The 23,163-nt window shown below is 41.0% G+C and carries 21 protein-coding genes; 7 read left to right on the top strand and 14 right to left on the bottom strand.

The genetic code is table 11. From position 1 onward, the window contains the following. Window positions 1–7 precede the first annotated feature (7 nt). From MKY93_RS06690 to MKY93_RS06660, 7 genes are all read right to left on the bottom strand, one after another. Complete coding sequence (locus MKY93_RS06690) at window positions 8–1,018, bottom strand: ABC transporter substrate-binding protein (protein ID WP_340758593.1); 1,011 nt, start codon at window positions 1,016–1,018, stop codon at window positions 8–10. Between the two features lie 260 nt (window positions 1,019–1,278). Further along, a complete protein-coding gene (locus tag MKY93_RS06685; protein ID WP_340758592.1) occupies window positions 1,279–2,028 on the bottom strand; it encodes an amino acid ABC transporter ATP-binding protein in 750 nt (249 codons plus the stop codon). A gap of 12 nt (window positions 2,029–2,040) precedes the next feature. Further along, complete coding sequence (locus MKY93_RS06680) at window positions 2,041–2,700, bottom strand: amino acid ABC transporter permease (protein ID WP_340758591.1); 660 nt, start codon at window positions 2,698–2,700, stop codon at window positions 2,041–2,043. A 218-nt stretch (window positions 2,701–2,918) separates the two neighbouring features. Then, a complete protein-coding gene (locus MKY93_RS06675) occupies window positions 2,919–3,728 on the bottom strand; it encodes an amino acid ABC transporter substrate-binding protein (RefSeq protein WP_340758590.1) in 810 nt (269 codons plus the stop codon). Window positions 3,729–3,880: 152 nt separating this feature from the next. Beyond that, entirely contained in the window at window positions 3,881–5,284 is a 1,404-nt protein-coding gene (locus MKY93_RS06670; protein ID WP_340760912.1) for a SpoVR family protein, read from the bottom strand. Next, on the bottom strand, window positions 5,275–6,438 hold the full coding sequence (gene yhbH, locus MKY93_RS06665) for a sporulation protein YhbH (RefSeq protein ID WP_009497235.1): 1,164 nt from the start codon (window positions 6,436–6,438) through the stop codon (window positions 5,275–5,277). Before yhbH ends, MKY93_RS06670 begins: the two co-directional genes overlap by 10 nt. Before the next feature lie 109 nt (window positions 6,439–6,547). Next, entirely contained in the window at window positions 6,548–8,443 is a 1,896-nt protein-coding gene (locus MKY93_RS06660) for a PrkA family serine protein kinase (RefSeq protein ID WP_009497237.1), read from the bottom strand. Window positions 8,444–8,607: 164 nt separating this feature from the next. On the opposite strand from MKY93_RS06660, the gene MKY93_RS06655 reads away from it, so the two are divergent. Beyond that, window positions 8,608–9,471 (top strand): YitT family protein, encoded by an 864-nt coding sequence (locus MKY93_RS06655; RefSeq protein ID WP_340758588.1) that lies wholly within the window; start codon window positions 8,608–8,610, stop codon window positions 9,469–9,471. A 63-nt stretch (window positions 9,472–9,534) separates the two neighbouring features. On the opposite strand, the gene purU is transcribed toward MKY93_RS06655, so the two are convergent. The 3 genes from purU to fdhF form a co-directional block, all read right to left on the bottom strand. Beyond that, window positions 9,535–10,425, bottom strand: a complete 891-nt coding sequence (gene purU / locus MKY93_RS06650; RefSeq protein ID WP_050804657.1) for a formyltetrahydrofolate deformylase — start codon at window positions 10,423–10,425, stop codon at window positions 9,535–9,537. Between the two features lie 386 nt (window positions 10,426–10,811). Further along, entirely contained in the window at window positions 10,812–11,300 is a 489-nt protein-coding gene (locus tag MKY93_RS06645) for a DUF1641 domain-containing protein (protein WP_340758587.1), read from the bottom strand. An 18-nt stretch (window positions 11,301–11,318) separates the two neighbouring features. After that, window positions 11,319–14,243, bottom strand: coding sequence for a formate dehydrogenase subunit alpha (fdhF, locus tag MKY93_RS06640; protein WP_340758585.1), 2,925 nt, complete (start codon window positions 14,241–14,243; stop codon window positions 11,319–11,321). Window positions 14,244–14,508: 265 nt separating this feature from the next. Here fdhF and MKY93_RS06635 point away from each other — a divergent pair, with 265 nt between their 5' ends. The 3 genes from MKY93_RS06635 (at window position 14,509) to MKY93_RS06625 (ending at window position 17,201) form a co-directional block, all read left to right on the top strand. After that, window positions 14,509–14,850 carry a DUF2294 domain-containing protein gene (locus MKY93_RS06635; protein WP_078817712.1) on the top strand — a complete coding sequence of 114 codons (342 nt, stop codon included), beginning with the start codon at window positions 14,509–14,511 and terminating at the stop codon, window positions 14,848–14,850. A gap of 15 nt (window positions 14,851–14,865) precedes the next feature. Then, window positions 14,866–15,660, top strand: coding sequence for a formate dehydrogenase accessory sulfurtransferase FdhD (fdhD, locus tag MKY93_RS06630; RefSeq protein WP_078817713.1), 795 nt, complete (start codon window positions 14,866–14,868; stop codon window positions 15,658–15,660). Window positions 15,661–15,917: 257 nt separating this feature from the next. Continuing rightward, window positions 15,918–17,201: an L-lactate MFS transporter gene (locus tag MKY93_RS06625; RefSeq protein ID WP_078817714.1), complete on the top strand. Its 1,284-nt coding sequence runs from the start codon at window positions 15,918–15,920 to the stop codon at window positions 17,199–17,201. 45 nt (window positions 17,202–17,246) lie between these two features. Here MKY93_RS06625 and ypfJ read toward each other — a convergent pair whose 3' ends face one another. Beyond that, window positions 17,247–18,089 carry a KPN_02809 family neutral zinc metallopeptidase gene (gene ypfJ, locus MKY93_RS06620; RefSeq protein ID WP_340758584.1) on the bottom strand — a complete coding sequence of 281 codons (843 nt, stop codon included), beginning with the start codon at window positions 18,087–18,089 and terminating at the stop codon, window positions 17,247–17,249. Between the two features lie 213 nt (window positions 18,090–18,302). Between ypfJ and serC the strand changes: the two genes are divergently transcribed. After that, complete coding sequence (gene serC, locus MKY93_RS06615) at window positions 18,303–19,400, top strand: 3-phosphoserine/phosphohydroxythreonine transaminase (RefSeq protein ID WP_445683481.1); 1,098 nt, start codon at window positions 18,303–18,305, stop codon at window positions 19,398–19,400. Between the two features lie 43 nt (window positions 19,401–19,443). Here the strand turns inward: serC and MKY93_RS06610 are convergent, their stop codons facing one another. The 3 genes from MKY93_RS06610 to MKY93_RS06600 all read right to left on the bottom strand — a co-directional run bounded on the left by MKY93_RS06610 (window position 19,444) and on the right by MKY93_RS06600 (window position 21,143). After that, window positions 19,444–20,295 (bottom strand): STAS domain-containing protein, encoded by an 852-nt coding sequence (locus MKY93_RS06610; RefSeq protein ID WP_078817717.1) that lies wholly within the window; start codon window positions 20,293–20,295, stop codon window positions 19,444–19,446. Between the two features lie 61 nt (window positions 20,296–20,356). Continuing rightward, on the bottom strand, window positions 20,357–20,782 hold the full coding sequence (locus MKY93_RS06605) for a hypothetical protein (protein ID WP_340758583.1): 426 nt from the start codon (window positions 20,780–20,782) through the stop codon (window positions 20,357–20,359). Between the two features lie 103 nt (window positions 20,783–20,885). Next, the gene (locus MKY93_RS06600; RefSeq protein ID WP_078817719.1) at window positions 20,886–21,143 is read right to left on the bottom strand and encodes a YqkE family protein; all 258 of its coding nucleotides are present in this window, start codon (window positions 21,141–21,143) and stop codon (window positions 20,886–20,888) included. 126 nt (window positions 21,144–21,269) lie between these two features. Here MKY93_RS06600 and MKY93_RS06595 point away from each other — a divergent pair, with 126 nt between their 5' ends. Together MKY93_RS06595 and MKY93_RS06590 are read left to right on the top strand one after the other, a co-directional pair. Further along, window positions 21,270–22,184: a hydroxymethylglutaryl-CoA lyase gene (locus tag MKY93_RS06595; RefSeq protein ID WP_340758582.1), complete on the top strand. Its 915-nt coding sequence runs from the start codon at window positions 21,270–21,272 to the stop codon at window positions 22,182–22,184. Window positions 22,185–22,189: 5 nt separating this feature from the next. Further along, window positions 22,190–23,113: an alpha/beta hydrolase gene (locus MKY93_RS06590; RefSeq protein WP_040758220.1), complete on the top strand. Its 924-nt coding sequence runs from the start codon at window positions 22,190–22,192 to the stop codon at window positions 23,111–23,113. Window positions 23,114–23,163 lie beyond the last annotated feature (50 nt).

Raw genomic sequence — 23,163 nt, 5'->3', positions numbered from 1 at the left:
TCCTAACTTATTCTACCGTTTCGGCATTCCAATCGTCTTGGATTTCAAGACCGATTGTTTCAACAGTCTTCTTATTCACTACTAATTTTAAATTCTGGGGAACTTGTACAGGTAAAGAATCAGGAGTTGCTTCCCCTTTTAGAATCTTCGCTGCCATTTCACCCGCTTCATAACCGATATCGTAGTATTCGAAGCCGTAAGCCCCCAGGCCTCCTCTTTCAACTGAATCGAATTCCCCAACCATCATCGGAATCTTATTATCATTTGCAACAGAAACGACGGATTCCAAAGCCGAAACTACTGTATTGTCTGTAATGATATACAGTGAGTCGACTGAACCAACCAATGACTCAGCTGCCTGTTTCACGTCAGCAGATGTAGCAACAGAAGCTTCGACTACTTCCATGTCCATATCTTTCAAAATTTCTTTCACCTGATCTACTTGAAGACGTGAATTCTGCTCTCCAGAGTTAAAGATCATACCTACTTTTTTGGCACCAATTTGTTCTTTCAAAAATTTCATTGTGTTCGAGATTGCATCAGGATGGTTATCAATTGTGCCCGTCACATTTCCACCAGGTTCTTCATTGGAAGCAACCAGTTCTGCCGCTACTGCATCCGTAACAGATGTAAAGACAATTGGGATATCTTGTGTAGCGCTTGCCGCTGCCTGAGCACTTGGTGTAGAGTTGGCGAAAATCAAATCTACTCCAGCTCCTGCCAGGTTATTAGCAATCGTAGAGTTTGAACTATTGTCATTTTGCGCATTTTGTTTATCGTATTCAACATCTAACCCTGCATCTTCAATCGCTTTTTCAAAACCTTTTAGTGCAGAATCTAAAGATGGGTGTTCAACAATTTGTGTCACGCCGATCGTGTATTTTTCTCCCTCTTTTTCATTATCATCATTTTGATCGTTTGCCGATGAACCTGATGACTCCTTTTTCCCTCCACATGCAGCTAAGATGAGCACGATACTAAATAGCGCTGCTGCATAAGTCATCCAACGTCTCTTCATAGAAAATCCCCCTATACTTTTCTCTCTATTACCTTGTCGATATATTCAGAAAAGGCAATAATTATACGTTATCGTACACTCTACTAAGTTATCCGTCAATGCATTATTCGATATTTTAAGTAAATTCCCATAAATCGAAGATCTTCTTGTCATTATTATGTATTAATTAAGAAAATTATAGAAGCAGAGAGATAATTAAACTGTAATTAGCCAAGCGCTAGTTACCTCGCTTGGCTAAACAAAAAAATTACTCTTATCTTTTATTCACTTAATTCATAGTTTAAAAATTGTTTCGTGCGCAGTTCCTTTGGCGATTTTAAAACTTTCTGTGGGTTCCCTTCTTCGACAATCAATCCTTTATCCATAAAAATCACTCGGTTTGCGACATTGCTCGCGAATTCCATCTCATGAGTAACAACTATCATCGTCATATGTTCTTCCGCAAGCTTTTTCATTACTTGCAGTACTTCTTTTGTCAGCTGCGGATCCAATGCAGACGTCGGTTCATCAAACAATAAAATATCCGGATTCATCATCAAAGCTCTCGCGATGGCCACACGTTGTTTTTGGCCTCCCGAAAGCCTAGAAGGAAACTCATCTCGTTTGTCAGCCAGACCGACTTTCTCTAATAATTCAATGCTTCTATCACTATATTCTTTCGCTTGTTCTTTTTTTACAAGCTTCGGTGCCAATTCTAAATTTTGTTTGACTGTCAAATGCGGAAATAAGTTGAATTGCTGAAATACCATTCCCATTTTCGCGATGATTTTTTTACTGTCTGCCGATTTAGCATAAAGACCATCCTTCACTAGATGATCGCCATCCACAGCAATACTGCCCCCTTCTACTTCCTCCAACTGAATCAAACTTCGAAGCATTGTACTCTTACCTGAACCTGAAGGTCCGATGATTGCCAAAACATCATTTTTCTCTACATTAAAAGTTAAGTCTTTCAATACTTCTAATGGTCCAAATGATTTCTTTAAGTTACGTACTTCAATGAAAGACATAATTTTCTCTCCTCAATCGTATTGCAGCTTTCTCTCTAAATACTTGAAAACAATCGTCAATGCAAAGGCAATCAATAAATAGATCCCCGCTGCAATGAAAAATGGAATGATCGTAAAATCTCGATTGACCACGGTCTGCGCGTAGTGGAGCAGCTCGGGTACCGCCACTGCATACAATAAGGCTGTGTCCTTTACTAAGGAGACAGACTCATTAGCAATCGGTGGTAACGTCACTCGGAACATCTGCGGTAGAATGACACGCGTAGTCGTTTGCCATTTTGATAATCCGAGGACTTGCGAAGCTTCGTACTGTCCTTTATCAATGGATAGGAGGCCACCGCGAAAGATTTCAGCAAAGTAGGCCGCATAGTTCAAAATAAACGCCAATGTGGCAGCGACGAACCGGTCTAACACGAGAAACTCCCCAATTACCGGAAGAAGTGGCAAACCAAAGACAAAAAACAATAGCTGCAATAACAATGGGGTCCCACGCATGATATAAATATAAGTTTGCGCTAAAAAAGAAATTGGTTTCATACTACTTCTTACGGCAAGTGTCAGCAAAAAACCAAGTGGAATCGAAAGAACGATAGCGAGCACGAATAATAGGACGGTCGCTTTAGCTCCTTCGAGCATTGGGATCAGCATAGACATAAAATAGTCAAAATTCATCGTTTAATTCCTCCAAAAACACAGTTAAAAACTCTTGGACTTCCATTATAAAATGCTGCAGAAAGTCAGTACTCTCAAATTTCTGCAACACAGTTGATACACTATTTTTTTGCTATATACGCTAAAATAAATAACTTACACTCAAAGTACAACGTAGAACCCGTTGATTTCTGAGCAAACTCATATAAAAACTTTAATACAACATATATAATTTCGAATCAACGAAGCACTTTATCTTCTCCAAACCATTCAGTGGAGATGTCAGCGGAAGTGCCATCTTCGTTCATCGTATCTAAAGCTTTTTGCAAGTTTTCGAGTAACTCTTCATTGCCTTTCTTGACACCGATTCCGTACTCTTCAACCGCTAAAGAACCATCTAGTTTCTTGAAGACTCCTTCTTCTTTTGTCATATAGTAGTCGATGACAACTTCGTCAAGTACGACCGCGTCGAGACGGCCTGTTTTAAGGTCTGTCAGTGCCAATACATTATCTGCAAACTCGGTTACGGTTTTTAATTTTTCATGGATCGGGTGACTCTCCAGTGCCGGTCCTGCTGAAGACAAAGCTTGCAAGCCAACTACTTTCCCATCTAGCTCTTCTACTTTTCCAATATCTGAATCCGCTAATGTTACAACCACTTGGTTATTATCCAAGTACGGCTTTGTAAATAATACTTTTTCTTTTCGCTCATCAGTAATCGTATAACCATTCCAAATTAAATCAATTCGTCCACTGCTTAATTCGGTTTCTTTCGTTTTCCAGTCGATTGGCTGGAATTTCGCCTCAGCTCCCATATGCTCAGCCGCTGCTTTTGCCATATCGATATCAAATCCTACTAGCTCATTTTTATCATCTCGGAACCCCATTGGTGCAAATTTATCATCCACGCCAATGATGATCTCTTTAACTTCTTTGTCTTTCCCTGTGTCTGCACTTGTTGCAGGACTATCCCCTTCAGCGGACTTGTCCGAACAGCCTGCCATAACTAGTAGTAAGACGGCGAACAGGAATATGAACGACTTCTTCATGTTATTTCCCCTCTTTCTTTCTCTCTTTAATACGCTAAAGAATTAACGTATTACTAAAATACCATTAGATATCCGAAATGAAAAGCCCCTACTTTACTAAATTTAAATTAATCATAGAAAAAAGAATAGACGTCCGTCTATTCTCTTCCGCGTTATTTAGATCGCCGGAACACTTTATGCCCATCATATGAAAATATGAGTGACTTGTTCTCAAGTACCGTCTCCATATGAACAATGCGGCCCCACAGCCGGTGGATATGCGGGAGGACGTGCTCTAAATAGGGCAGATCAAGCTCCGTCTCCTCGTAACGATGCACAAGATACAACTCACCATTTTTCATATAATCGCCATCTTCCACTACGATATACGGAAACCCTCCATTCACCCGCATCCCGATCAACTGATTTCGGACATTCTCTGCCTGCAGATCCGAAACTTTGTACATATTCTCCTGTTTCTGAAAGACATACATATTCTCTTGCTTAATAAAGTCATCGGTCAAATAATTGCGGATGAACGATGTGTCATTCTCTATTTCCCTCGCTTCAAAAATCTTTTCTCGCCCTGTCATAGGACGTTCACCTTTTCCATCTGCTCCTTGCGCAAGTAAATCATATCGCTTTTCAATATCCTCAAAAATTTTCACTCCAAGATAATATGGATTGATGGAAGTCTTGGAAGGTTGGAGAACATTAGCATTCAACTTTGCAAATTCAATCGTCTCAGAGGGCGTCAAATCCATTTCCCGAAGTATTTGTTGATGCCAATAAGAAGCCCATCCTTCATTCATGATTTTTGTTTCCAGCTGCGGCCAGAAATATAGCATTTCCTCACGCAACATCGTTAAAATATCAGCTTGCCAATCTGTTAAAATTCTGCTGTTTTCCAATATGAAAAGCAGTACATCCTTCTCCGGCTGTTCGGGAAACTTTTTATTCATCTCGATCGCTTGCTGTCCAAGGACAGGATGCTGATCTAAATTCCATAAGTCATCGTAAGCTGTTCGTCTCGCAATAGGCTCATCAAATGAGGAAGAGGATGGTTTAATGTCGCGTACGATACTTGGATCAATATGCTCCTGGATAGCCAATACGGCATCCAAAAACGTTTCAACTCTTTGCTTACCATAGCGTATTTCATATTCCGCGATGCGCTCTGCTGTCGCTGCCATACTTTCCACCATGTCTTTACGCGTCTTGGAAAAATAAATATTATTTTTAAAGAAATCACAATGAGCCAGCACATGGGCAATGATCAACTTATTTTGAATCAAACTATTCGTATTTAATAAAAATGCATAACACGGATTCGAATTAATCACTAGCTCATAAATCTTGCTTAATCCGATGTCATATTGGAGTTTCATTTTATGAAATTGCTTTCCGAAACTCCAATGCGTATAGCGGGTCGGCATGCCGTATGCCCCGAATGTGTAAAGGATATCTGCAGGACACACTTCATAGCGCATCTGATAAAAATCTAAACCAAATCCACTGGCAATCTCGGTTATTTCTTCAATTGCTCGCTCTAATGCTAGCTGATCATTCAGCGTAATCCCTCCGTTCGCTTTTCAAAGAACTTCTTAAGTGCAAAGTAAACATCTCGGTTTTTCTGTAAAATGTAATAATTAAATTTCGGATGCTCTATCGATTTATACGCGGACATTAACGTGGACATTCTACGGTGTTCATTCACTTCTGCGTAGCCGAACATATTAGATATCGACAGTAATTCGTCTACATACTCCAGGCATTTCCTATTATCGCTTGTCATGTTTTCTCCGTCTGAAAAGTGTACCGGATAAATATTATAGCTGGCTGGCGGATACGATTCTTTGATCACTTGCAAAGCTTTTTCATAAGCTGAAGAGCATTTCGTCCCGCCACTCTCTCCTTTATTGAAGAAATTCTCTTCCGTCACAACTTTTGCTTCAGTATGGTGTGCAATGAATTCGATTTCGACTGTTTCATATTTTGTGCGTAGAAATTTTGTCATCCAGAAGAAAAAGCTTCTCGCCATATACTTCTCAAATTTCCCCATCGAACCACTCGTATCCATCATCGCAAGTACGACTGCCTTTGATTGGGGCTTCTCAACAGGATTCCACGTTTTAAACCGCAAATCATCTTCTATGATCGGAGCAATTTCCGCTTTCCCTTTCATCGCATTTCGTTTAATGGCAGATAGTAAAGTACGTTTTTTATCTATATTGCCAATCAATCCTTTTTTTCGAATATCCGTAAAGTCAATATCTTCAATTGTCGTCACGGATTGTTCTTTTTGTTCCAAATCCGGTAACTCCAGCTCCTTGAAGAAAAGCTCTTCCAACTCTTCCATCGACACTTCAGTTTCATAGATATCTTGCCCTGGTTGGTCTCCCGCTTCTTTGCCGTTGCCTTGTTGTGCTTGCTTTTGCTCTCCTTGCGCCACGACATCTCCAACTTTACTGTCTCCCTTTCCTTGTCCAACGTGCTTGGACTTCTCATGGTTGTAACGAATTTTGAACTCATCCAATGAACGAATCGGTATTTTCACTACGTCTTTTCCATTCGAAAGAATAATATTTTCTTCACTAATTAAATCAGGCAAATTACTTTGCAACACTTCTTTAATTTTATCTAGATGGCGTTGCTGATCCTGATGCCCTTTGCGATGGAGAGACCAATTTTCCTCAGTGACAACAAAACGACTTTTCTGGTTTTCTTCCATTCGAATCCCCGCCTATCTCTCGAACAATTTGTTTCCCTATCATATGCGGCAGAAGTTTGAATATTGACTAAAAAACAAGGTCCCTATTTCTGGGACCTTGTTTCTTTCGTCAACGATTCAGCAAACTGCCTACATAACGCAAAAGTTCATTGGCGGAAACTGAATTATACCCATGCTCATCAATCAGTCGAGCCACTACCTCGTTCATCTTCTTGAGCTGCGTCTCGTCTGGCGTAGCAGAAGTCGTTGTGATCTTGACGACGTCTTTTAAATCAGCAAACAGCTTCTTCTGTATAGCCTCCCGTAAGCGGTCGTGCGAACGGTAATCAAAGCGCTGATTCTTCCTTGCATAAGCGGAAATGCGAATTAAAATCTCTTCACGGAATGCTTTTTTGGCATTCTCAGAAATACCGATTTGCTCTTCAAGCGAGCGCATCAATTTTTCATCCGGATTTACTTCTTCTCCAGTTAATGGATCACGTAATTTATTTTTATTGCAATAGGCTTCAACATTGTCTAAATAGTTATCCATCAGCGTTTTAGCCGACTCTTCGTAAGAATACACAAATGCCTTTTGCACTTCTTTTTTGGCAATTTCATCATATTCCTTACGCGCCATGGAAATATAATTCATATACGTATCACGGTCTTCGGCAGAAATTGACGCGTGCTGATCGAATCCGTCTTTCAATGACCGCAGTACGTCAAGCGCATTGATACTAGGTACTTCTTTACGAATAATGGCGGAGGAAATTCGGTTGATCACATAACGTGGGTCGACCCCATCCATTCCTTCATCCATAAATTCATTTTTCAATTCTTCTGTGTCCGCATCGTTAAAGCCTTCTACACTCTGTCCATCGTAAAGACGCAGCTTCTTCAAGCGATCAATCCCTTGCTTTTTAGAAGCTTTCAAACGAGTCAACACAGAGAAAATCGCGGCAACACGCAACGCATGAGGCGCAATGTGGACATGCGCCATATCGCTTTCACGAATCATTTTCTGATAAATTTTTTCTTCCGCACTCACTTTTAGATTGTATGGAATTGGAATGACGATGAGTCGAGAATGTAATGCTTCATTCTTTTTATTGCTAATGAATGATCGATACTCCGTTTCATTCGTATGCGCAACAATTAATTCATCTGCACTGATCAACGCAAAACGTCCTGCTTTGAAGTTTCCTTCCTGCGTCAAAGACAATAAATGCCAGAGGAACTTTTCATCAAGCTTCAACATCTCTTGGAATTCCATCATTCCTCGATTTGCTTTATTCAATTCACCATCAAACCGGTACGCTCGAGGGTCGGATTCAGAACCAAATTCTGCGATTGTGGAGAAATCAATGCTTCCTGTTAAGTCCGCAATATCTTGTGATTTAGGATCGGATGGTGTAAACGTACCAATTCCTACTCTTTTATCTTCGGATAATAAAATTCTTTCTATTATAACATCTTCAACCTTGCCATCATATTCCTCTTCAAGACGCAAGCTATTCAACGGGGATAGGCTTCCTTCAATCCGTATACCGTATTCTTCAAAAAATGAATCACGCAATGGCATTGGAATGAGATGCAGTGGGTCTTCGTGCATCGGACAGCCCTTGATCGCATACACAGCTCCTTCGTTCGTGCGTGAATATTGCTCAAGCCCGCGTTTAAGCATTGTAACGATCGTCGATTTCCCCCCGCTGACTGGTCCCATCAATAATAGTACACGCTTCTTAACGTCCAAACGTTTAGCTGCCGGATGAAAATACTCTTCTACCAGCCGTTCAATTGACTCTTCTAAACCAAATAATTCTTCATTGAAAAACTGATAGACTTTCCGTCCATTTTGTTTTTCAACTCCTGCACTTTCGATCATCTCATAAATTCGTGAATGAGCAGTCTGCGCAACTTCTTTACGTTCCTTCAATAATTCCAAGTATTCCTTGAACGTCCCTTCCCACTTCAACTCATTTTCTTCTCTGCGATAATTATGCAATTGATTAATAATATCCAACGTCTCTCCTCCAATTAGGCTATGATGTATTATCGTATGCCCGTAGAAGAAAAATGATTCTTATCGTTGGAACGAGGAAAAATAAATTTACTTGATTTCATACTTTGTTCTTTTTTTAGATTCCTTTAAAATAGAAAGTATAAGTTACGGAAAAGGGGAATTTTATGAACAAGCAGCATAAAAAAGAAGCAGCCGGCCATTTGATCAGGAGATATTTGTTTATATCAATTGGCGTTGTGCTGACCGCTGTCGCATTGGATTTATTTCTCATACCAAATTCCGTCATTGATGGAGGGATTATTGGTATAGCACTCATATTGAACTTTTTGACAGGCGTACCATTTGGAGTTCTTATATTGATCTGTAACCTTCCGTTTTTATTTTTCGGCTACAAGCATATCGGGAGGAACTTCTTCATTTCTTCATCGTTTGCCATCGCGTTACTTGCAATTGTGGAGTTCCCGCTAAAGACTATCGGTCCGTTCGTCACGGATCCGTTGCTTGCTACTGTTTTCGGTGGATTACTATTGGGTGCAGGTGTTGGAATGATTATTCGGAATGGAGGAGCCTTGGATGGTACAGAGATTCTGGGGATTTTATTGACGAAAAAGATTCCGTACAGCGTCGGGGAATTTGTTATGTCCTTCAATCTCTTTATCTTTACATGGGCTGGTTTTGTGCTTGGTCCTGAGAAAGCGATGTATTCGATCATTACTTACTATATCGCGTCCAAAGCAATCGATATTGTTATTCAAGGGTTGGATGAGACAAAAGCAGTCATCATTATTTCTGATGAATATGAGGAACTCGGTGAAGCGATTCGATTGAGACTGGGCAGAAGTATTACGAAGCTGCATGGTCGAGGCGGCTATACAGACAATGAAAAAGATGTCATCTATGTTGTGGTGACCAGACTGGAGATTTCAAAGCTCAAGCAAATCGCACAAGATATCGATCCCTCTGCATTTTTGACCATCATGAATACTCAAGAAACGCATGGAGCCACATTCAAATCGGCGATTCATTAACAAGTACCTTCTATATAATAGAAACAACCTCTCCGAAAAATTCCGGAGAGGTTGTTTCATCTATTAATGGAAGACAATCGTTTTATTGTTTTCAACGATAATACGATCTTCAAGATGCCATTTCACAGCACGCGCAAGAACACGTCTTTCGATTTGGCGACCAATTTTCTTTAATTGGACTGTGTCATCACGATGATCTACGCGTTCGATGTCCTGTTCAATAATCGGACCTTCATCCAAATCGTTTGTGACATAATGTGACGTTGCGCCAATCAATTTTACTCCTCGCCCGAAAGCTCTTTCGTAAGGACGGGCACCGATGAAGGCAGGTAAGAATGAATGGTGGATATTAATGATTTGATTCGGGAAGTGACTGACGAAGTTCGGTGTTAATATTTGCATATAACGCGCTAGCACGAGGACGTCGACGTCGTATTCTTCCATTAACTGAATCTGCTGCTGCTCTACTTCTTGACGAATGTCTTTATTCGCCGGAATGTAGTGAAAAGGAATTCCGAGCGCTTCGACCATTTCTCGTGCATCCTCATGATTACTGATCACGACGACAATGTCCGTGTTTAAGTCGCCATTTTGCCACTCCCAGAGCAATTCCATCAAGCAGTAAGGTTCTTTCGAGACGAAAATAGCTGTGCGTTTAAGTTCTACGGCGTATGAAAAACGATATTCCATCTCATACGCATCGGCGATCTTTTGAAAGTCTTTTTCTAATTCCTGCTTTTTCTCCAAGAGATTATCTGCATGGAATTCGATGCGAAGATAGAACGTTCCGCCTTCAGGGTCGGTCGAGTATTGGCTGGATTCCACGATGTTTGCTTGATGATTCAGCAAAAATGTAGAGACCGCTGAAACGATTCCGGGTCTGTCGGAGCATTGGACGAGCAATCTTCCGATATTTTGTAGTGCAGATGATTGTTCTGCTAGGTGTGTTGACATTCTACTTCTTGTTGACATGTATTCTCCATCTCCTACTTGATAAGTTGATTTGATACGTTGAATTGCTGCTGAAAACCGTTGATTTCCGTTGCAAGTGAACGCTTTCCACGGGGGCATGCGGTTAGCCTCCTCGTCGCTTCTGGAGGGCTCACCTGTCACGCTAATCCCGTTGAAGTCGCTGCTCTCAACGATAAATCAACTAGGTTGTTGTATAGCTTTGTAAATGGTTTCAATCCAACTTCCTGTAATCAATAAATTTCTCCAACCATCTAATAAAAGAAAGTTGGAGAAGGTTTTTGCTTCGTATAGTTTTCGAAAACCTATTCTAATGAAGCGTGACTCTTCTTTACAGTATGAAGGATTCGGCGCTTTTTCGCAAAGGTTTGTTATTCGGCTGGTTCATTCAATCCTTTTCCCATTCCTTTAAGGAAGTTCATGCCAAATGTCAGGGCACGGTTGATGTCGGGATCGTTTAAGGACTTCATTAATTGCAAGGCTCCGGTTTTTTGGTTTTCTCCATTACCCAACTCTGCTTCATGCAAACCACGTTGCACGCTTTGAGATAGTTTTTGGATCGTGGCCGGATCAATTGCAGTTAGAGTGCCGGCTGCGGCCATTAAGTTATTCAACATATTGGTGACCGGCTCTCTAGACACTTGACCGACCGCTATCCCTGCAATTTTTTCTTTTGCTTGAAGCATGGCTTGCAAAGCATCTAAGGCACCGATATCATGCAATTCACCGGTGATTTCCATTATTTTCTGGATAGAATCTTCTTGCTCTGCTAGTAACTTTTGCAGTTCAGCTAATTTTTCTTCTTGAACTTCAATTTCCGTCCGTTCGGTTTGTTTAATAGAAGTAATCGGTGTTGCCATTCCCATTCACCTCCCGATTCATTGATCTGTTAATTGCACATACCCCGGCCTTTTCCACTTACGCTCTACTTCCACTCCGTTTTGCGGATGCCTTTTCTTATCACGGTGATTGCTCTTCGGCAATGGATTCTCACCTTCTTGAGGTAAAACTTCCATACGTACCATTGTCTGCTTGTAAGCTGGTGTATTCGTCCGTTGATCGGTTGCCGGACCAGTTAGAAAATTGATGGCAGACTTTTTCTCTACAGAGTTCATCGGCAGGAACAGCTCATTTTTCTGTACTCGATCTGTGACAAGTGCCGGTAGCTTCAACGCACCATACGGTGAAATGAGACGTACAAATGTACCGGATACCACGCCGCGGTCTTTCGCTAATTCTGGTGATACTTCAACGTAAATATTCGGAACTTTCTCTTGAATTCCTTCTGATTTATTCGTCAGATTCCCTTCATGGAAATGCTCCAACATCCGTCCGTTATTAATATGAAGATCATATTCATCCGGGAACTTAACCGGCACTACCCAATCGGATAAAGCAAAACGGGCTTTTTTATCCGGAAAATTAAATCCATCTGTATATAACAAAGGTGTACTCTCCCCATCCAGGCTGCCCCAAAGGAAACTTCCCCATCCTTCTAGCTCTTCATAAGACGCTTGAGCGAAAATCGGGCTCAAGCTCGTCATTTCTTCAAAAATATCGCTAGGATGCGTATAATTCCAGTTTGCGCCTAGACGATTTGCTACCTCTTGAATGATCCACCAATCCTGACGCGAGTCACCTTTATTCGGCAGTGCTTTATATAGACGCTGAACACGTCGTTCCGTATTCGTAAATGTTCCGTCCTTTTCAAGTGAAGGAACAGCCGGTAAAATCACATCGGCATATTGCGCTGTTCGTGAGAAGAAAATATCTTGTACTACCAGGAAATCCAGCTTTGATAATACATCGTGCACATAGTTCGCATTGGAGTCAACAAGTGCCATATCTTCTCCGACAATATACATACCTTTCATAACGCCTTCATCAATCGAATGAAGCATCTGAATATTATCGAGGCCTGGCTTGCCTTCTATTTCCACGCCATAAGCACGTTCAAATTTTTCTCTCGCTGCGTCATCTGTAATATGCTGATAACCCGGCAGCCAACCTGGCAAACTTCCCATGTCGCATGCACCTTGCACGTTATTATGACCGCGCAAAGGATAAGCCCCTGCTCCCGGACGTCGATAATTTCCTGATGCGAGCAGCAAATTCGAGATCGCTGCTGATGTATCAGAGCCACCTGTATTTTGTGTAACACCCATTCCCCACAATATACATGTTCCATCTGCATCACGGATCATTTCGGCTGTTTTTATCAATACTTCTTTCGAAATACCGGTTACGTCTACAGCATAATCCAAAGTATATCGGTCGAGCACTTCTTTAAAATCTTCAAAATGCAAGACGTTTTCATCAATAAATTTCTGATCGTGCCAACCTTGATCGATTAAATATTTCGTAACAGCCATCAACCACACTTGGTCTGTTCCTTGCTGCGGCGTCATGAAGATGTCCGCGCGCTCCGCCATTTCATGCTTTCTAAGATCCGCGACAATCAGTTTTTGACCATGCAATTTATGTGCTCGTTTGACACGCGTAGCAAGAACGGGATGACCTTCTGCGGGATTTGCCCCGACAATAATGACAAGTCCGGCTTCCGCAATATCTTTAATCGTTCCTGCATCCCCACCCATTCCGACCGTACGGAACAATCCGTCTGTCGCAGGTGACTGACAATAACGAGAGCAATTGTCTACGTTATTCGTCTTGAATACTTGCCGTGCAAATTTCTGTATAACATAGTTTTCTTCATTGGTAATTTTCGAAGAAGAAATCACACCAATACCATCTCGGCCATGCTTCTTACGGATTTTCCCTAAATTTGAGGCGACCAAGTCTAATGCTTCTTCCCAAGAAGCTTCGACAAACTCATCACCTTTTCGAATGAGCGGCGATGTAATCCGTTCCTCGCTATTAACGAAGTCCCAACCAAATTTCCCTTTGATACATGTGGAAATTTGATTCACCGGCGCATCAGAAACCGGTTGGATCTTTAATATTTTACGATCCTTCGTCCATACTTCATATGAACAGCCGACACCGCAAAATGTACAGACGGTTTTCGTTTTTTTGATTTTAGACTCTCTCATTGCGGCCTCTACATCGGATACTGCCATAATGCTGCTATAGCCAGGCTCCACATCTTTGATCAAGTCAATCATTGGTTCCATCAATTCGTCATCCATTTTCGTCATAAAGCCGGCTTCTCCGAGCATCGTCTTTTCCATCAAAGCATTACATGGACAAACTGTTATACAATGTCCACAGCCAACGCATGAAGACTCATTGATTTTTGCTCCGCCGTCCCAAAGAACAATTGGGCGATCCCGTTCCCAGTCAATTGATAACGTCTCGTTCACTTGCAAGTTCTGGCAGACTTCCACACATTGACCGCAGGCGATACATTGATTCGGATCATACCGGTAAAATGGATGGGTGAAATCCACTGCGTCCTTTGAACATTTTGGCTCGTAAGGATACTTTTGATGCTCGACCTCCATCAGTGCAACTGTATTGTGCACCTTGCAGTTGCCATTATTGTTGTCACATACGGTGCAATACAGTAAATGGTTTTCGAGTATCCGATCCATCGCTTCTGTCTGTGCTTCTTTTGCACGCGGTGAAGCCAGCTCTATATTCATACCGTCTCTTGCTTTTGTAGAACAGGCTCGCATTAATTCACCGTTTACTTCCACGATACATGTATCACAAGTTTCAATTGGATCCACTTCTGGCAAATGACATATTTGCGGATGTTCTATTTTATTCGCATTTATAATTTGGATTAATGTTGACCCCTCTGCGAAGTCAAAGGGCTTGCCGTTAATTGAAATAGACATATTCACGTCCCCTTTCTTAAACAAAGATAAAAATCCACCATGAAAAAAACCGGCGTAAGCGGCAATTTTCATGGTGGAATAGTTTCTTAACAGGACTTGCTAAAGAACCAATCCATACTTACTATTACATGTAGGCGATAAGAACCTAGCAATCACGTACTAGAATCTCATCAATTCTTACTTTAGTATAAAGTAAAATAGCATGTAATACAATGCCTGTAATAAAAATGTTAGACTATTCTGCTAAATGAATCGAGGAAATGATATGAAAAAAATCCACATGTTCAATGATATTATCAGGAAGTTACGAAAAGACCTATTCGGCAAAGGGCCCGAAAGAATTCATACAATATTTGTTGACAATATGGCTGTGTCGACGCTTTATGGAAATCTTACTCCCACAGAAAAATTTATCGCCAGCACGCCTGAAGGAAAAGAAATGGTTCACAGGGCGCGTACAGGAATGATTCAAGCTGTATACGCAAAGGCCCCCCCCGAAGGGCTTGAAGAATTGATGGAAGCTAAATTTTTACACTTGTTCAGTGATTTTAAAATTGATGATGATATTGCTGTATCGGTTTTTTTATTTGATCGTTCGATTGATTGAAAGGGGGAAAATAGTATGGAACAGCAACATCAGCGGCCGATCATTCGTTTTCAAAATGGGCATTTTACTCAAAAAAAAGATCTGGTGGCAGTAGAATATGCAATTACCATTAAACTGAATGAAAAGGAATTCGCAACGATTGTCTGCACACCAGAGTATATCGAGGATATGGTGGTGGGGTTTTTAGCGTCTGAAGGCATTGTCCCGAAATGGGAGCAAATAAAAGATATTCACTTGGACACAGAAAATGGTTTTATTCATGTGCAAACAGACACTATCTATCCCTTTTTCGAGCAATTACAGAACAAGCGCTATATCACTTCGTGTTGTGGTATGAGCAGACAAGGCTTTGTCTTTGCTAGTGACGTTTTGACCGCAAAAAAAATGAGCAGTGTCTCCGTGCAGTTAACAACCGAACAAATCTTTTCGCTGATGAACGAAATGGAAGAGCAAGCGGACATGTTTAGGCATACAGGCGGCGTCCATAATGCCGCCCTTTGCGCGCCAGACCGTTTATTGCTATCTAGAATGGATATCGGCAGGCATAATGCTTTAGATAAAATTTACGGACACTGTTTAAGAAATAAAATTTCCGTAAGAAATAAAATTATTGTTTTCAGTGGGCGGATCTCATCCGAAATTTTATTGAAAGTGGCAAAAATCGGTTGTGAAATCGTTTTATCGAAGTCGGCTCCAACTGAGTTGGCACTGACATTAGCCGAAGAACTCGGTATTACTACCGTAGGTTTTATCCGAGGAAATTCATTCAACCTATACACACATCCGGAAAGAATTGTCTTAAATAATTAAAAACCTTTTTTCAAGAGCGGACAAAAATTAATATTGACAATAATGTGAATTGATAATAATATACAGCTTAATCCCAAATCACGTTCTTTATCTATGAAAAATTTGTAAAGACCTCTGTAATAAACATGGCAGAAAAGCTGTAAAATTAGCTTTTTCGACAAAGAACGAGACACTGGGCTCTTGCACATGTTACGTGGCTTATTAGACATCACAGAAACCGCTCGCTGAATTTATCAGTAAAAAAGGGAGGTTTATGAATGAAAAAGACAAAGAACAGATGGCTGATCGCATTGTCTGCAGTTGGGATTCATATTTCCATTGGATCGGTTTATGCTTGGAGTAACTTCACCAATCCATTGATCGATGAATTCGGCTGGACAACAAGCCAAGTACAACTGACGTTCAGTATCGCTATTTTATTCCTAGGATTGTCAGCTGCTTTTCTCGGACACTTCGTAGAAAAGTATGGTCCTAGAAAAGCCGGGTTGCTGGCAGCAACTTTCTTTGGTGTCGGAGTTACCGGAGCCGGTCTCGCAGTTAGTTTATCTTCTTTGCCGCTGCTTTATATTTCTTACGGCATGCTCGGTGGAATTGGGTTGGGCGTCGGGTATATAGCCCCTGTTTCTACACTTGTTAAATGGTTCCCTGACCGAAGAGGCTTAGCAACTGGACTGGCAATTATGGGCTTCGGTTTCGCGGCTGCGGTCAGCAGTCCGATTATGGAATATTTAATTGTCAATGTGGGGCTGCAAAACACTTTTTATATTCTTGGAATCTCTTATTTTATCATCATGTTGCTTTCTTCTCTTTATCTTGAAAAACCTGAAGAAGGATGGGCACCACCTGGATTTATCGAAAAAGTTCGTTCTGGAAAAACTGAAATCAAAAAAGATCTTGCACAGCTAACAGCGAACGAAGCTATTAAAACGAAGCGATTTTATTATTTATGGTTCATGTTATTTATTAATGTCACCTGTGGAATTGCGATTCTGTCCGCTGCTAAACCGCTGGCGATTGATAGCATCGGAATGACTACCGTTCAGGCAGCCGCTTTAGTTGGAGTACTTGGAGTATTTAACGGGGCCGGAAGACTGGGCTGGGCTGCAATCTCAGACTATATTGGCCGTCCGAATACCTATACTACATTCTTTGTCGTTCAGCTTATATTATTCTCAGTGTTGCCATTTACAACAAACGCGATCATTTTCCAAGTGATTTTAGCAATCATCTATACATGTTACGGTGGTGGTTTCGCATCCATCCCGGCATTTATCGGTGATATTTTTGGAACGAAGCAACTCGGAGCGATCCATGGCTATATTTTAACAGCATGGTCCGCTGCCGGAGTAGCAGGCCCGATGTTTGCGGCTTGGATGAAGGATACTACTGGCAGTTACGAAAGCAGTTTATTATTTTTCGCCGGATTATTCGTTGTGGCATTTGTAATCTCTCTTTTGATTCGTGTTGACATGAAGCGACTGCGTAATGAACAAGCTGGAATCGATCCATCCGCAGTTCCACAAATAGCGGCTACGAAATAATGAAAAGCGCATCTCATTCATGAATTCTGAATGAGATGCGCTATTTTATCTTTCCGTTTCACTAAACGTGTCTCCGCCTTTGATGGTGCCAAGTTCAAATCCGTGTTCAAACCAATAGATCCGCTGCTTTGCAGTTCCGTGCGTAAAGCTTTCCGGTACTACATAGCCTCTCGCACGTTTTTGGATCGTGTCGTCTCCAACCGCACCAGCTGCTGTAATCGCTTCCTGTAAATCTCCTTGCTCCAAGTAGCCAAGACCTTGTGCATGATGCGCCCATACGCCAGCAAAATAATCGGCTTGTAATTCAAATCTTACTAAGTATTTATTGAATTCTGTTTCACTCATTTTTTGACGTAAAGGCATAACTTGATCCGATATTCCAAGTAAAGTTTGTACATGATGACCGACTTCGTGCGCTATAACATAAGCCATCGCAAAATCTCCCGGAGCTTTGAAAGAACTCTGCAATTCATCGTAAAACTCTAAATCAATATATAATTTACGATCTCCTGGACAATAGAACGGACCTGCCGCAGCACTTCCAAAGCCGCATGCAGTCTGTACTTGACCGGTAAAGAGGACAAGCGTAGGATTTTCATATTGAAGGTCTTGTTGCTGGAATAGCTCTGTCCAAATATCCTCCGTATCGGCTAATACGACCGATACAAAATCCGCCAATTCTTTATCTTGTTCCGTCTCAACATACGGTTGCTCGGGTTCAGACACGGATGCATTATCCAGTAAATCAGTCGGGTTTCCACCCAGCAATAAAAATAAGATGATTCCCACGATACCTAGGCCACCACCGCCTAATGCAATCGCGCCGCCACCGCTTCTACCTCTTCGATCCTCCACATTGGAACTTTTCCTGCGTCCATCTGTCTTCATGACATCTCCTCCACTCGTTCTTCCAGTTTAGTGGAAGGCTTAATGAGCATGTACTTGCACTTTATTTCAACATACCCAAATTGGTAAGGAGACAAACAAGGCGGCTGCACCAGATTATGATGAAATTATTGATAATTGACTGTTATCTATTTCACATGTTCATTTTTTCATATATACTTTATAATAGTGTCTTACATTTATGAAGGAGTGATTTTGTTGATTAGTCAGAAGTCTGTATATAATTTCAACGCGGGTCCATCAGCTCTTCCACGTGAAGTGTTGGAGAAAGCACAAAAAGAGCTAGTGGATTTTAAAAATTCCGGAATGTCCATTATGGAAATGAGTCACCGCAGCGCGGCTTATGAAGAAGTACATAATCAAGCAATCCAACGCTTGAGATCACTTTTCGCTATACCTGAGAATTATGAAGTTCTTTTGCTGCAAGGCGGAGCAAGTCTTCAATTTGCTATGATTCCAATGAACTTTCTTACTTCCGGAAAAAAAGCCGGCTACATTATGTCAGGAGCTTGGTCTGACAAAGCATTAAAAGAAGGTAAAACAATCGGCGATGTGTTTGAAGCTGCTTCCACTAAAGAAACAAACTACAATAGAGTACCATCCCTTGCGGACATCCAGTTTGATGACAAGGATGCATATGTTCATATCACATCCAACAACACGATCTTCGGTACACAATTCCAAGAGTTTCCTGACACTGGAGATGTTCCATTGATTGCGGATATGTCGAGTGATATTCTCTCAAGACCTATAGACGTCAGCAAATTCGGCATGATCTATGCAGGGGCGCAAAAGAATCTCGGTCCTTCCGGCGTAACAGTTGCAATTATCCGTAAAGATTTATTGGAAAATGCGAATGTAGAAATTCCTGCTATCCTAAAATACAGCACGCATTCTTCAAACAATTCACTATACAATACTCCGCCTTCATTCGGTATATATATGTTAGGTGAAGTTTTAGGCTGGATGGAGCAGCAAGGCGGCCTTGAGCAAATCGCTAAAAATAATGAAGCGAAAGCTAAGCTAATCTACGACGTCATCGATGAAAGTAATGGATTTTATACAGGACATGCTGAAAAAGACAGCCGTTCACTTATGAATATTACATTCCGTTTGGCTGATGAACAGCTTGAAAAACAATTTTTACAGGAAGCAAGAGAGGCAGGTTTCGTTGGGCTGAATGGACACCGCTCCGTAGGCGGATGCCGTGCTTCTGCATACAATGCAGTGCCGTTCGCAGCTTGCCAAGCATTACAGCAATTCATGTTAAACTTTCAAGCGAAAAATCAATAATACTAAAAAACCAGGCACTCTAATATAAGAGTGACCTGGTTTTCTAATTGAGGACTACACTGAATTCCTTTGAAAATGCTTGTTGCAGAGAACTGAAGGTCTCGACATTACTAAAATCAAGACCTAGTTCTGTCGATGCTTGCGCAATTTCTGGACGAATTCCAGTAATAGTAGACTTCGTACCAAGCAAAGCCAACACTTGTGTAATTTGATAAATCTGTTGCGCAACCAATGTATCGATAACTGATACTCCTGATAAATCAATAAATAAATGAAGGATATTGGTTTCCATACATTTTTCTGGTATGCTTTCTAACATGATTTGAGCACGCAGTTCATCCATATCTCCAATCAATGGAACGACTCCAATCTGATCCGTCAATTTAATCACAGGAGAACTCAATTCATTAATCAAACTTTGCTGCATATCAAATCTACTGTTAACAAATTTATTATATGTCTCAGCAAAATCAACATAAATCTGATCAAACGCACTGTTAATTGTCTCGCTCCAACGTACATAATCTTCAATTGTTATGCTTTCCTCATTAGCGACGTAAAATTCTTTAATTACACCCCAATAAGTTAGGCGTACTTTGCTTAATGCATCTAATACATCTTCAATTGGCGTTTTACTATTGACCCTGCTCGGTGCAACTACTGCTGCCCACTGTTTTTTATTTTTCAGAAATATCTCTTTGTCATCCAACAGACTGCTGGTAACCGTCAAATTGGTTAATCTGTTTTGTTCCCGAAGCGTCTCTTCCATTGACTGACTGGCGCTTAAAGAATAAACGGAGCCTTCCTCCACTTTTCTCATCGCAAGCCACGACTCAGTTATATTTGGAAATTCAGACAATAAGTATTCATACAGCTTAACATCAATCTCTTTCATTCTATATCCTCCACTGCTGTTCTCGTTATACTTTTAACTTCTCCTTTTTAGAAGAATTTGTTCATTGAATAAATACGAGTAAGCGGTTTTTTTCAAAGTCAAAAATATTCAAAATCACTCCAAGTGCAGTGACATATTTATATAAAGACTCATAGTAAATAGTTCCGTACTCTTTTTCATATTGCGCGATCATAAAAGGATAATGTTCATCATCAGGAATAGGTAGATACTTCCAAGGCCGCGGTGTATCTTTTGATTTCTCAGCATGAGCTTCATTCAATAAATTGTTAAGAAGTTCGACTTTTTCTTTCGGAAGATCAAAATAATGAATCTGCCCTTGCTCTGCGACAGGGATTAAATTCTTCCTGATCCAGTCTACAATCGGGTGTTCAATTGGAGCTCGATGAACTTCTCCAAGACTTTTCCCTAAAGTTCGGCGGCCCCTCATTTCGCTTTTATCAGCATAAACAATGTGTAAGAATTTCACAGTACGCCTCCTCAAACAGAAGATTATAGATCAACCCACTAAATAATTTATACAGTGCCTGTACACTAATTATACAGCAGACTGCTCAAGTTTATATTACTTTTCAATACTTAGTTCCTTGGTCACCATATTCTTCAAGTAGCTCTTCAAAGCTTTTATTCTTTTCACGCTCTTTGCGTTCTTGAATTCTCTTTTCTTTATCTTGCTCTTTTTTCGTTTGCTCCGCTGCTGTAAGTTCTTGCTTGGCACTTTTTAATTTCGCCAGCATGTCTTCACTCACTAAGTCGGAAAGGGATGTGCCTACTGCTTCTGTATCCGCTTTTTGCTGTTTCGGTTGAACGTTATTTCTTTTTTTAGCCATAGTTAACCCTGCTTTCTCTTTTTTATGTAATTTGCACTTGCTATTACGCAGCTGTAAAATTACTAAGGTTTATGGATTGCCCTATATCTTCTTTATTACGTACAATAAGATAAGGGAGGGATGTTTATGTTTAGTTTACCAAAAAACGTTACACTAATCGAGGTTGGACCGCGAGATGGTTTACAAAATGAAAAAAACAATATCCCGACAGAAGTGAAATTAACCTTTATCCAGGCGCTTCATGAAGCTGGGATAAAGGAATTGGAACTCACCTCATTTGTGTCTCCCAAATGGGTACCGCAGATGAAGGATGCACAAGAAATAGTACAGCGAGTAAGTAAGAATGGCCGGCAGCTCGTTCTGACTCCCAATAAAAAAGGTATTCACGCTGCAATCAATGCCGGTGCTGAAAGTTTGGCTGTCTTTGTTGGTGTCAGTGATACATTCAATCAGAAGAATATTAATTGCTCCACTAGCGAGAGTGTGACTGCGCTACGACCTTTAATTCAGCAAGTAAAGCAAGATGGGCATTATGTCAGGGCCTGCATCTCGACTGCGTTTCACTGTCCGTATGAGGGCTTCATACGACCTGAACAAACAGTCGCGCTATGTAGACAATTTGTTGAAATGGGTGTCGATGAATTGAGTGTGGCCGATACAGATGGGATGGCGAACCCGTTGGCTAGTCATTCATTATTCAGTAATCTGAAAACGCAGTTCCCTGAAGTACTGATCACTGCTCATTTTCACGATACGCGAAAAATGGGTATCGCGAATATTTATGCTTCTCTACAAGCAGGCGTTGACCGCTTTGATACGTCTGCGGGCGGGCTGGGTGGCTGTCCATTTTCTCCTGGAGCTACAGGTAATGTAGCGACTGAGGATGTTTTATATTTGCTGCAGTCTTTACACATCGAAACAGGAATAGATTTGACTGGAATTTGCTTAGCTGTAGATGAAGTAGCTCCCTATCTTTCACGGCCAATTGAAACGGCTATGTATCAATTATATAAAAGGGAACAGTTAGAAAGAAAGGAGTAATTTTGTTGAAACGGAGAGTCATGTACATTACAGGTATTGTCTCAAGCATTTTCACGGCCATCTTTACTGTTTTTGGCATCTTGGTAACCAACCGGATGATGTATCTCAAAATAAAAGATTCCGAATTCATTTTGCAGCGGGAAACGCTGGCAAAACGTTTTGACCGACAATGGTACGAAACCGTTCGGAAAGATGATATTTGGATCCCTTCGCCGAATGGCTACAATTTACGGGCAGTCTTCTTACGCCCTTTGGACACAACGAGAACTGTCGTAATTTGCCACGGCGTCACTGAAAACAAAGTAAATTCCATAAAATACGCTCGACTTTTTGAGCGTCTCGGTTTTAATTCGGTGATTTTTGATCATCGACGGCATGGCGATTCTGGAGGCAAGACGACTAGCTTTGGCTTTTATGAAAAAATTGATTTAAAGGAAGTAGTAGCTGCTGTACGAAAGCGCGTAGGCAAGCGTGCATTGGTCGGCATCCATGGTGAATCCATGGGTGCGGCAACGACTCTTTTATACGCTGGGACTTATGAGGATGAGGCAGATTTCTATATCTCCGATTGCCCTTTCTCAGATTTCTCTGAACAGCTATTGCATATCATTCGAACGGAATTACCTCTTAAAACAGCGATGAGTTTGCGTATTGCCAACCTATTCTTAAAAATACGCGACGGTTACACATCGGCTGCAGTATCGCCACGAGAAGTCATGAAGTATATCGATAAACCCGTGTTATTTATACACAGTTTAGAAGATAAATTTATCCTCCCTCATATGACGGAAGAACTGTATGCGTTAAAAAAGGGCGATAAAATGATGAAACTATTTGAGAAAGGTGCACATGCGAAATCTTATAATGACAATCCTGAAGAATACTTGCGTGTTGTCCAGACATTCCTGAATCGTTTCCGACTTTCTTGACCGAACTTGAATCTTTCTCTTCGTTCAGCGGTCGTTTGAACATCCACTGA

It is taken from the genome of Sporosarcina sp. FSL W7-1283 (assembly GCF_038003105.1).
Classification (GTDB): Bacteria; Bacillota; Bacilli; order Bacillales_A; family Planococcaceae; genus Sporosarcina; species Sporosarcina newyorkensis.
This window is presented reverse-complemented; position numbering and strand designations above follow the sequence as displayed.

Coding starts and splice junctions, on each gene's coding strand:
- MKY93_RS06690 (WP_340758593.1), bottom strand. CDS start 1,018: ATGAAGAGACGTTGGATGACTTATGCAGCAGCGCTATTTAGTATCGTG.
- MKY93_RS06685 (WP_340758592.1), bottom strand. CDS start 2,028: ATGTCTTTCATTGAAGTACGTAACTTAAAGAAATCATTTGGACCATTA.
- MKY93_RS06680 (WP_340758591.1), bottom strand. CDS start 2,700: ATGAATTTTGACTATTTTATGTCTATGCTGATCCCAATGCTCGAAGGA.
- MKY93_RS06675 (WP_340758590.1), bottom strand. CDS start 3,728: ATGAAGAAGTCGTTCATATTCCTGTTCGCCGTCTTACTACTAGTTATG.
- yhbH (WP_009497235.1), bottom strand. CDS start 6,438: ATGGAAGAAAACCAGAAAAGTCGTTTTGTTGTCACTGAGGAAAATTGG.
- MKY93_RS06655 (WP_340758588.1), top strand. CDS start 8,608: ATGAACAAGCAGCATAAAAAAGAAGCAGCCGGCCATTTGATCAGGAGA.
- purU (WP_050804657.1), bottom strand. CDS start 10,425: ATGTCAACACACCTAGCAGAACAATCATCTGCACTACAAAATATCGGA.
- MKY93_RS06645 (WP_340758587.1), bottom strand. CDS start 11,300: ATGGCAACACCGATTACTTCTATTAAACAAACCGAACGGACGGAAATT.
- fdhF (WP_340758585.1), bottom strand. CDS start 14,243: ATGTCTATTTCAATTAACGGCAAGCCCTTTGACTTCGCAGAGGGGTCA.
- MKY93_RS06635 (WP_078817712.1), top strand. CDS start 14,509: ATGAAAAAAATCCACATGTTCAATGATATTATCAGGAAGTTACGAAAA.
- fdhD (WP_078817713.1), top strand. CDS start 14,866: ATGGAACAGCAACATCAGCGGCCGATCATTCGTTTTCAAAATGGGCAT.
- MKY93_RS06625 (WP_078817714.1), top strand. CDS start 15,918: ATGAAAAAGACAAAGAACAGATGGCTGATCGCATTGTCTGCAGTTGGG.
- ypfJ (WP_340758584.1), bottom strand. CDS start 18,089: ATGAAGACAGATGGACGCAGGAAAAGTTCCAATGTGGAGGATCGAAGA.
- MKY93_RS06610 (WP_078817717.1), bottom strand. CDS start 20,295: ATGAAAGAGATTGATGTTAAGCTGTATGAATACTTATTGTCTGAATTT.
- MKY93_RS06600 (WP_078817719.1), bottom strand. CDS start 21,143: ATGGCTAAAAAAAGAAATAACGTTCAACCGAAACAGCAAAAAGCGGAT.
- MKY93_RS06595 (WP_340758582.1), top strand. CDS start 21,270: ATGTTTAGTTTACCAAAAAACGTTACACTAATCGAGGTTGGACCGCGA.